At 71.0% G+C, this 9,347-nt stretch carries 7 protein-coding genes; 6 read left to right on the top strand and 1 reads right to left on the bottom strand.

Annotated elements, in window-relative coordinates:
• Positions 1-2,247 (bottom strand): GcvT family protein (locus ACESL7_RS09180; RefSeq protein WP_372893021.1); only part of this gene is annotated, 2,247 nt, incomplete at its 3' end.
• 232 nt (positions 2,248-2,479) lie between these two features.
• Here ACESL7_RS09180 and ACESL7_RS09175 point away from each other — a divergent pair.
• The 6 genes from ACESL7_RS09175 to ACESL7_RS09150 all read left to right on the top strand — a co-directional run bounded on the left by ACESL7_RS09175 (position 2,480) and on the right by ACESL7_RS09150 (position 9,080).
• Positions 2,480-3,526 (top strand): rod shape-determining protein, encoded by a 1,047-nt coding sequence (locus ACESL7_RS09175; protein WP_372893020.1) that lies wholly within the window; start codon positions 2,480-2,482, stop codon positions 3,524-3,526.
• Positions 3,527-3,614: 88 nt separating this feature from the next.
• Positions 3,615-4,514, top strand: a complete 900-nt coding sequence (gene mreC / locus ACESL7_RS09170) for a rod shape-determining protein MreC (protein WP_372893019.1) — start codon at positions 3,615-3,617, stop codon at positions 4,512-4,514.
• Positions 4,507-5,046: a rod shape-determining protein MreD gene (locus ACESL7_RS09165; RefSeq protein WP_372893018.1), complete on the top strand. Its 540-nt coding sequence runs from the start codon at positions 4,507-4,509 to the stop codon at positions 5,044-5,046. The genes mreC and ACESL7_RS09165 overlap by 8 nt, the downstream gene beginning before the upstream one ends.
• Positions 5,043-6,983 (top strand): penicillin-binding protein 2, encoded by a 1,941-nt coding sequence (gene mrdA / locus ACESL7_RS09160; RefSeq protein ID WP_372893017.1) that lies wholly within the window; start codon positions 5,043-5,045, stop codon positions 6,981-6,983. The genes ACESL7_RS09165 and mrdA overlap by 4 nt, the downstream gene beginning before the upstream one ends.
• On the top strand, positions 6,980-8,119 hold the full coding sequence (gene rodA, locus ACESL7_RS09155; protein WP_372893016.1) for a rod shape-determining protein RodA: 1,140 nt from the start codon (positions 6,980-6,982) through the stop codon (positions 8,117-8,119). The genes mrdA and rodA overlap by 4 nt, the downstream gene beginning before the upstream one ends.
• 25 nt (positions 8,120-8,144) lie before the next feature.
• A complete protein-coding gene (locus ACESL7_RS09150) occupies positions 8,145-9,080 on the top strand; it encodes a 2-hydroxyacid dehydrogenase (RefSeq protein WP_372893015.1) in 936 nt (311 codons plus the stop codon).
• Positions 9,081-9,347 lie beyond the last annotated feature (267 nt).

The raw sequence follows: 9,347 nt of genomic DNA, 5'->3' as shown, positions 1-9,347 counted from the left end.
CACGGTCACGCATTTCGAGCGGATGCCGGTCGCCTCCATCGCGGCCTTGCCGCGGAACTCCTTGGAGAGGTCCACGAAGCGCGGCAGGTCGGCCTCGAGCGGCGTGGCGTCGCGGCCGAGCTCGTGGCCGAAGGCGCGGTAGCTCTTCTCCTGCCGGAGCCAGTTCTGCGCCCGTGCGCCGACGAGCTTGAGGCCGTAGCGGTCGCCCGCACCCTCCAGCAGGTCGAAGAGGTAATTCTGCATCTCGATCGGGTGATGCAGCTCCCAGCCCAGCTCGCCGGTATAGGCGACGCGGATCGCGCGCACCGGGCACATGCCGAGCTCGATCTCGCGCATGGAAAGCCAGGGGAACCGCTTGTTGCCGAGGACGGTCTCCGGGTCCGCGTCCCTGACCACCTCACGCAGCAGGTCGCGCGATTTCGGCCCCGCCACCGCGAAGACGCCCCACTGCGTGGTGACATCCTGCACCACGACCCAGTCGGCGGGACGCGCCTCGCACCAGTCCTGCGAGGCCTGCATCAGGTGGTCGTGGTCATAGGCCTGCCAGCCCCCCGCGGAGACGAGATAGTATTCGTCCTCGGCCAGCCGCACGATGGTGTATTCCGTGCGGGTCGTGCCTTGCGCGGTAAGCGCATAGGTCAGGTTGATGCGCCCCACCTTCGGCAGGCGGTTGCAGGTCATCCAGTCGAGGAAGGCGGTCGCGCCGGGGCCGTAGACCCGCTGCTTGGCAAAGGCGGTGGCGTCGATCAGGCCCACTCCCTCGCGAATCGCCTTCGCCTCCTCCACGGCGTATTGCCACCAGCCGCCGCGGCGGAAGGAGCGGGCGTCGTGGTCGAAGTCGGGGCCGGCGTCCAGCGGCCCGAAGTAGTTGGGCCGCTCCCAGCCGTTGACCTGCCCGAACTGCGCGCCGCGCGCCTTCATGCGGTCGTAGGACGGCGCCGTGCGCAGCGGCCGGCAGGCCGGGCGCTCCTCGTCCGGGTGGTGCAGGATATAGACGTGCTCGTAGGCCTCCTCGTTCTTTCGGGCGGCGTATTCGGTCGTCATCCAGTCGCCGTAGCGGCGCGGGTCGAGGGAGGCCATGTCGATCTCGGCCTCGCCCTCCACCATCATGTCGGCGAGATACTTGCCGGTGCCCCCGGCGGCGGTGATGCCGAAGCTGAAGCCCTCGGCGAGCCACATGTTCCTGAGCCCCGGCGCGGGGCCGACCAGCGGATTGCCGTCGGGCGTGTAGCAGATCGGGCCGTTGTAGTCGTCCTTGAGCCCCACCTCCTCGGACGAGGGCAGGCGGTGGATCATGGAGAGGTATTCCTCCTCGATCCGTTCCAGGTCGAGCGGGAAGAGATCGGCGCGGAAGCTCTCGGGCACGCCGTATTCGAAGCGCGCGGGCGCATTGCGCTCATAAGGCCCGAGGATCCAGCCGCCCCGTTCCTCGCGGACGTACCACTTGGCGTCGGCGTCGCGAAGGACCGGGTGCTCGGGGTTGGTCTTGCGCCACTCCACCAGCGCCGGGTCCGGCTCGGTCACGATATATTGATGCTCGACCGGGATCGCGGGCATCCTGATACCCAGAAGCCGCGCGGTGCGCGGGGCGTGGTTGCCGGTGGCGGTGACGACGTGCTCGGCCTTCACCACGACCTGCTCGTCGGAGGGCACGAGGTTGCCGCCCTTCTCGGCCATCTTCGTGCAGGTGACCTCCCAGTGGTCGCCCGCCCACGCATAGCCGTCCACCTGCCACTTGCGCTCGATGGTGGCGCCGTGCTGGCGCGCGCCCTTGGCCATCGCCTGCGTCACGTCGGCGGGGTTTATGTAGCCGTCCTCGGGGTGGAAGATCGCGCCTTCGAGGTCGTCGGTGCGCACCAGCGGCCAGCGCGCCTTGATCTCGTCGGGGGTGAGCCATTCGTAGTGGATGCCCACCGTCTCGGCCGTCGAGGCGTAGAGGCGGTATTCGTCCATTCGCGCGTCGGTCTGCGCCATGCGCAGGTTGCCCACCACGTAGAAACCCGCGTTGAGGCCCGTCTCCGCCTCGAGGCTCTTGTAGAAGCGCACCGAGTAGTCGTGAATGTGGCTGACCGCGTAGCTCATGTTGTAGAGCGGCAGGAGCCCCGCCGCGTGCCACGTCGAGCCCGAGGTGAGCTCGTCGCGTTCCAGAAGCATCACCTCCGACCAGCCCGCCCGCGCGAGGTGATAGGCGATGGAGGTGCCGATGGCGCCCCCGCCCACGACGAGGGCTTTCACGTCTGTCTTCATCCCGGGCCGACTCCCTTCTGCACTCGATTCGTGCTTACTCCCGCGGGCGGGGGGCGCGCGTGACCGCCCCGACACCTGATCGCGGGAAAGCGACACCGCCGGCGCGCGGAAAGGTGCCGGCGCCCGGCAGCGCCGCCCTTTCGCCCCTTTCGGTCAGGCCCTATAAGGACGCACCAGCCGCACCCGGAGAGTCGCGGCAGCAATGAGCGGCGAGCGGGGTCGACGAGCACGCATGTTTGGATTGGCGGATCTCACGGGCATGTTCTCGCAGGACATGGCCATCGACCTCGGCACTGCGAACACGCTCGTCTACGTCAAGGGGCGCGGCATCATCATGTCCGAGCCCTCGGTCGTGGCCTATCACGTCAAGGACGGGGTCAAGAAGGTGCTCGCCGTGGGCGAGGACGCGAAGCTGATGCTCGGCCGAACCCCCGGCTCGATCGAGGCGATCCGGCCGATGCGCGAGGGCGTGATCGCCGACTTCGACGTGGCCGAGGAGATGATCAAGCACTTCATCCGCAAGGTCCACAAGCGCTCCACCTTCTACAAGCCCAAGGTGATCGTCTGCGTCCCCCACGGCGCGACGCCGGTGGAAAAGCGCGCGATCCGGCAGTCGGTGCTCTCCGCTGGCGCGCGGCGCGCGGGCCTGATCGCGGAGCCGATCGCGGCGGCCATCGGGGCGGGGATGCCGATCACCGATCCAACCGGCAGCATGGTCGTGGACATCGGTGGCGGCACCACGGAGGTCGCGGTGCTCTCGCTCGGCGACATCGTCTATGCCCGCTCGATCCGCGTGGGCGGCGACCGCATGGACGAGGCGATCATCAACTACCTGCGCCGGCAGCAGAACATCCTCGTCGGCGAATCGACCGCCGAGCGCATCAAGACCTCCATCGGCACGGCGCGGATGCCCGACGACGGGCGTGGCGCCTCGCTCCAGATCCGGGGGCGCGACCTTCTGAACGGCGTGCCCAAGGAGACCGAGATCAACCAGGCGCAGGTCGCCGAGGCGCTGGCCGAGCCGGTGCAGGCAATCTGCGAGGCGGTGATGACCGCGCTGGAGGCGACGCCGCCGGACCTCGCCGCCGACATCGTGGACCGCGGCGTGATGCTGACGGGCGGCGGCGCGCTTCTCGGCGATCTGGACCTCGCGCTGCGCGAGCAGACGGGCCTCGCGGTCTCCATCGCGGACGAGAGCCTGTCCTGCGTGGCGCTCGGCACCGGCAAGGCGCTGGAGTACGAAAAGCAGCTGCGCCACGCGATCGACTACGAAAGCTGACCGGCCCGCCGGGCCGAGTTGATTTTGCCCGCGGGGCCGGAGCGGCTAGAGTGGCGCTGGGGCATACCGCGGCGGGAGCGCACCGGGCTTGGCACGGGACAGGACGACCTCGGAGGATTACGCACGGCCGCTGAAGCGCCTGCTTCTGGGCCTTCTGGTGCTGTGCCTGATCGCCGTCTTTCTGGTCTGGCGGGTCGACTCGCCGCGGGTGGAGCGGTTCCGCGCGCAGGTCGTGGATACCGTCGTGCCGAGCTTCGACTGGGCCATGGCGCCGGTGACGGCGACGGTGAACCTCGCGCGGGATTTCCGCAGCTATCAGCGCATCCACGAGCAGAACCGCGAATTGCGCCGCGAGTTGCAGCAGATGCGCTCCTGGAAGGAGGCAGCGCTGCAGCTCGAACAGGAGAACGCGCGCCTGCGCGACCTGAACAACCTCGCGCTCGACCCGCAGCTCACGCATGTCACCGGCGTGGTGATGGCCGATTCCGGCTCGCCCTTCCGGCAGTCGGTGCTTCTGAACGTCGGCGCGCACGACGGTATCGTCGACGGCTGGGCGGCGATGGACGGGCTCGGCATCGTCGGGCGCATCTCGGGCGTGGGCGAAACCGTCAGCCGGGTGATCCTCCTCACCGACAGCTCGTCGCGCATCCCCGCGGTGATCCAGCCCTCGGGGCAGCGCGCCATGGTGGTCGGCGACAACAGCGCCGCGCCGCTCCTCGACTTCGTCGAGAATGCCGAGGCGGTGCGCCCGGGCGACCGCCTCGTGTCCTCGGGCGACGGGGGCGTGTTTCCGCCGGGCTTCCTGATCGGGCAGGTGGCCGAGGACCCGCAGGGGCGGCTGCGCGTGCGCCTCGCCGCCGATTACACGCGGCTCGAGTTCCTGCGCGTGCTGCGGCATCACGGCACGCCCGTCATCGAGGGGCCGGGCGCGCTGATCCTGCCGCAGGACCTGGCGGGCGCGCAGGCGGAGGTGCCGGGCGATGGCTGAGGCGCAGGGCGCGGCGCTCTGGCTCGGGCGGGCGACCTTCGTCGCGCTCGGCGTCGCGGTGATCTTCTTCGCGCTCCTGCCGCTCGACACCGGCGTTCCGCGCTGGGCGCCGCCGGACCTCCTGCTCGCGCTCTGCCTGGCGTGGTCGGCGCGTCGGCCGGATCTCGTGCCGGCGCTCTCCATCGCGGCGGTCGCGCTGCTTGCCGATCTGCTCTACCAGCGACCGCCGGGCCTCTTCGCGGCGCTCACGCTGCTCGGCTGCACCTATCTCAAGTCGCGGGCCCGCAGCCTGCGCGACGCGGGCTTCTGGGTCGAATGGGCGACGGCCGCGGGCGTGACGCTGGCGATTGCCGTGAGCTACCGGGCCGGTCTCGCGCTCGTGGCGGTGCCGCAACCGCCGCTCGGCCTGTTCCTGGTGCAGGCGATGACCACCGTCGCCGCCTATCCGGCCGTGGTCGTCGCGTCGCGCCTGTTCTTCGGCCTGCGGCGCTCCGGCGCCTCGGATCCCGCCGGTGCGAGGCCGGGCGCATGAGGCGCAGCCCCCGGGATACCGAGACCAGCGTCCGCCGCGTCAGCCGCCGCGGATTGATCGTGGCGGGGCTGCAGGCCGGTTTCATGGGCCTGCTGGCGCTGCGCCTGCGGCACATGCAGGTTGAGCAGGCCGACGCGTTCCGCCTGCTCGCCGAGGAGAACCGGATCAACATCCGCCTGATCCCCCCGCGGCGCGGGCGCATCTTCGATCGCGAGGGGCGGCTGATCGCAGGCAACGAACCGGCCTACCGGATCACCGTCGTCCCCGAGGATGCGGGCGACGTGGGCGCGGTGCTCCGCCGGCTCGCCCGCATCCTGCCGCTCACCGCGGAGGAGATCGAGCGCGTGCGCGCCGAGGCCGAGCGCTCGGCCCCCTTCCTGCCCGTCACCGTCGCCGACCGCGTGAGCTGGGAAGACGTGAGCCGCGTCGCGGTCAACGCGCCCGCGCTGCCGGGCATCACGCCCGAGGTCGGACAGTCGCGCGTCTATCCCACCGGCGAGGGTTTCGCGCATGTCGTGGGCTACGTCGGCCCGGTGAGCGAGCGCGACCTCGACCGCTACGCCGACCCGGAGCCGGTATTGCGCATCCCCCGCTTCCAGATCGGCAAGGTCGGCGTCGAGGCGCGCTACGAGGAGCATCTGCGCGGCCGCGCCGGCACCCGGCGCGTCGAGGTCAACGCCATGGGCCGCGTCATGCGCGAGCTCGACCGGCAGGAGGGCGCGCGCGGCGCCGACTTGCAGCTCACCGTCGATCACCGCCTGCAGGATTACGTGCGCGCGCGCCTCGGCCGCGAGAGCGCGAGCGTGGTGGTCTTGGACGTCGAGCGCGGCGATCTGCTGGCCATCGCGTCCTCGCCGTCCTACGATCCCAACAAGTTCGTGCGCGGCATCCCCGGCGCCGACTATGCCGATCTGCGCGACGACGAGCGCCGCCCGCTCGCCTCCAAGACCGTGCAGGACGCCTACCCGCCCGGGTCCACCTTCAAGATGGCGACCGCGCTCGCCGCGCTCGAGGCCGACGCCGTCTCGCCGGAGGAGACGGTCTGGTGCCCCGGCCACCTCGAGGTCGGCGGTCGCCGCTTCCACTGCTGGAAACGCGGTGGGCACGGGCACATGAACCTCGACGAGGCGATGCGCGAAAGCTGCGACGTCTATTTCTACGACCTCGCGCTCAAGGTGGGCATCGACGCCATCGCGGCGACCGCCCGGCGGCTCGGCCTCGGTCAGGCCTTCGATCTCCCGATGTCGGCGGTGGCCGAGGGGCTCGTGCCCGACCGCGAGTGGAAGGCGCGCACCCGCGAGGCCAGGTGGCGGATCGGCGACACGGTCAACGCCTCGATCGGGCAGGGCTACGTGCTGGCCTCGCCATTGCAGCTCGCCGTGATGACCGCCCGTCTCGCCACGGGGCGCGATCTCGCGCCGCGGCTCGTGAAATCGGTCGACGGGGTGGAGGTTCCGGCACACCAGTCTGCGCCGCTCGGCTTCAACGAGAACCATCTCCGTCGCATCCGCCAGTCGATGCACGCGGCCACCAACCACCGCCGCGGCACCGCCTACGCCTCGCGCATCGTGGAAGAGGCGATGGCGATGGCCGGCAAGACCGGCACCAGCCAGGTGCGCAACATCACCGCCGCCGAGCGGCGCGCCGGCGTGATCCGCAACGAGGACCTGCCGTGGCAGCGGCGCGACCACGCGCTCTTCGTGGATTTCGCCCCCTTCGAGACGCCCCGCGTCGCCGTCTCGGTCGTGGTCGAGCACGGTGGCGGCGGCGCCTCTACGGCCGCGCCCATCGCGCGCGACGTCACGCTTCAGGCGCTGTACGGCGGCGAACCCCCGCTCGAGGCCTATCCGTCGGCCGCGCGCTCGCGCATCCGCGCCCAGCAGGAACGCCTGCGCCGGGACCGCGCGGCCGAGGAGCCCGGGGGAGGGCGCGCATGAGCTATCTCGAATACACCGTCAAGACGGTGCCGACGGGGCCGCGCAAGCTTCTCTACTTCAACTGGCCGCTCGCGGTGGTGCTGATCGCGGTGGCCGGCGTCGGCGCGGTGATGCTCTACTCCATCGCCGGCGGGCAATTCTCCCGCTGGGCCGAGCCGCAGCTCGTGCGCTTCGCGGCCGGTTTCGTGCTGATGCTGATCGTCGGGCTGGTGCCGCTCTGGTTCTGGCGCAACATGTCGGTGCTGGCCTACGGCGTCTCGATGGCGCTGCTGCTCGCGGTGGAATTCGTGGGCGTCACCGGCATGGGCGCGCAGCGCTGGATCGACCTCGGCGTGATGCGCCTGCAGCCCTCGGAGCTCATGAAGATCACGCTCGTCATGCTGCTCGCCGCCTATTACGACTGGCTGCCGGTGGAGCGGGTCTCGCGCCCGCTCTGGGTGCTCGTGCCGGTGCTGATCGTGCTCCTGCCCACCGCGCTCGTCCTGGTGCAGCCCGATCTCGGCACCGCGCTCCTGCTGATGACGGCCGGCGGCCTCGTGATGTTCGTGGCCGGGGTGCACTGGGCCTATTTCGCGGGGGTGATCGCCTCCGGCACCGCGCTCGTCGCCACGGTGTTCCAGAGCCGCGGCACCGACTGGCAGCTCCTGAAGGACTACCAGTACCGCCGCATCGACACCTTCCTCGACCCGGCCTCCGACCCCCTGGGCGCAGGCTATCACATCACGCAGTCCAAGATCGCGCTCGGCTCCGGCGGCTGGACGGGACGCGGGCTCATGCAGGGCACGCAGACGCGGCTCAACTTCCTGCCGGAAAAGCATACCGACTTCATCTTCACCACGCTCGCCGAGGAACTCGGCTTCGTCGGCGGCGTCACGCTTCTGGTGCTCTACGCGCTGGTGCTCGCCTTCTGCGTGATCACCGCGCTCCAGCACCGCGACCGCTTCGCGCAGATCCTCGTCTTCGGACTCGCGATCACCTTCTTTCTCTTCTTCGCGGTCAACATGTCGATGGTCATGGGGCTCGCCCCGGTCGTCGGCGTGCCGCTGCCGCTCATCAGCTACGGCGGCTCGGCCATGCTCGTGCTCATGATCGCCTTCGGGCTGGTGCAGAGCGCGCATGTCCACCGCCCGCGCTAGACACCGCCGCTCGAGGGAGGCCGCCTTGCCCGTCACCGTGCTCTTCGCCGCGAAACCCGAAAGCTGGGCGGACTACGCCGCGCCGCTCCGCGCCGCCTTCGCGGAGGAAGGCCTCGACGCCGATCTGGTGACCGAGGCCGCGCCCGAGACCGTCGACTACATCGTCTACGCCCCCAGTTCCGGCCTCGACGACTTTCGCCCCTTCACCCGGCTGAAGGCGGTACTGAACCTCTGGGCCGGCGTCGAGGACGTGGTCGGCAACCCGACGCTGACCGTCCCGCTCGCGCGCATGGTCGACGACGCGGGCCTGACGCAGGGCATGGTCGAATGGGTCACCGGCCACGTCCTGCGCCACCACCTCGGGATGGATCGCCACATCCTCGGGCAGGACGGCGTCTGGCGGCGCGGCGCGCCCCCGCTCGCCTCCGAGCGGCGCGTCACGATCCTCGGCCTCGGCGCGCTCGGCGCGGCCTGCGGGCAGGCGCTCGCCCGCCTCGGCTTCCCCGTCACCGGCTGGAGCCGCAGCCCGAAGCGCATCGAGGGGATCGAGGCCCGCGCCGGCGCCGAGGGCCTCGCGGCCGCGCTCGCGCGCGCCGACATCCTCGTGCTCCTCCTGCCGCTGACGCCCGAGACCGACACCCTGATCGACGCGGCGCGCCTGGCGCGGCTTCCCGAGGGCGCGGTCCTGATCAATCCGGGCCGCGGCCCGCTGATCGACGACGCCGCGCTCCTCGCCGCGCTCGACGCGGGCCACCTCGCCCACGCCACGCTCGACGTCTTCCGCACCGAGCCGCTGCCGCCCGAGCACCCCTTCTGGGCACACCCCAAGGTCACCGTGACTCCGCATATCGCCTCCGAGACGCGCCCCGCCTCCGCCGCCCGCGTCATCGCCGCGAACATCCGCCGCGCCGAGGCAGGCCAGCCCCTCCATCACCTCGTCGACCGCACCCGCGGCTACTGAGCCGCGCCTGCGGCAACCCGCGGCCCCATCATCTTGGACGAAATACTCCGGGGGGTGAGGCGGCGCAGCCGCCGAGGGGGGCAGCGCCCCCCTTGTCGCACGCAGTGCCAGAGAGTGTCGCGCCGGAGGCGCGCCATGCTGGATCCCGCCGGAGGCGCGCCATGCTGGATCCCGCCGGAGGCGCGCCATGCTGGATCCCGCCGGAGGCGCGCCATGCTGGATCCCGCCGGAGGCGCGCCATGCGGCCTCGCCGACGCCGCCTCCGCC

The organism is Rhodosalinus sp. (assembly GCF_041685465.1).
Lineage (GTDB): Bacteria > Pseudomonadota > Alphaproteobacteria > Rhodobacterales > Rhodobacteraceae > Rhodosalinus.
The sequence above is the reverse complement of the archived record's forward strand: the minus strand, read 5'-3'. Positions and strand labels throughout refer to the sequence as shown.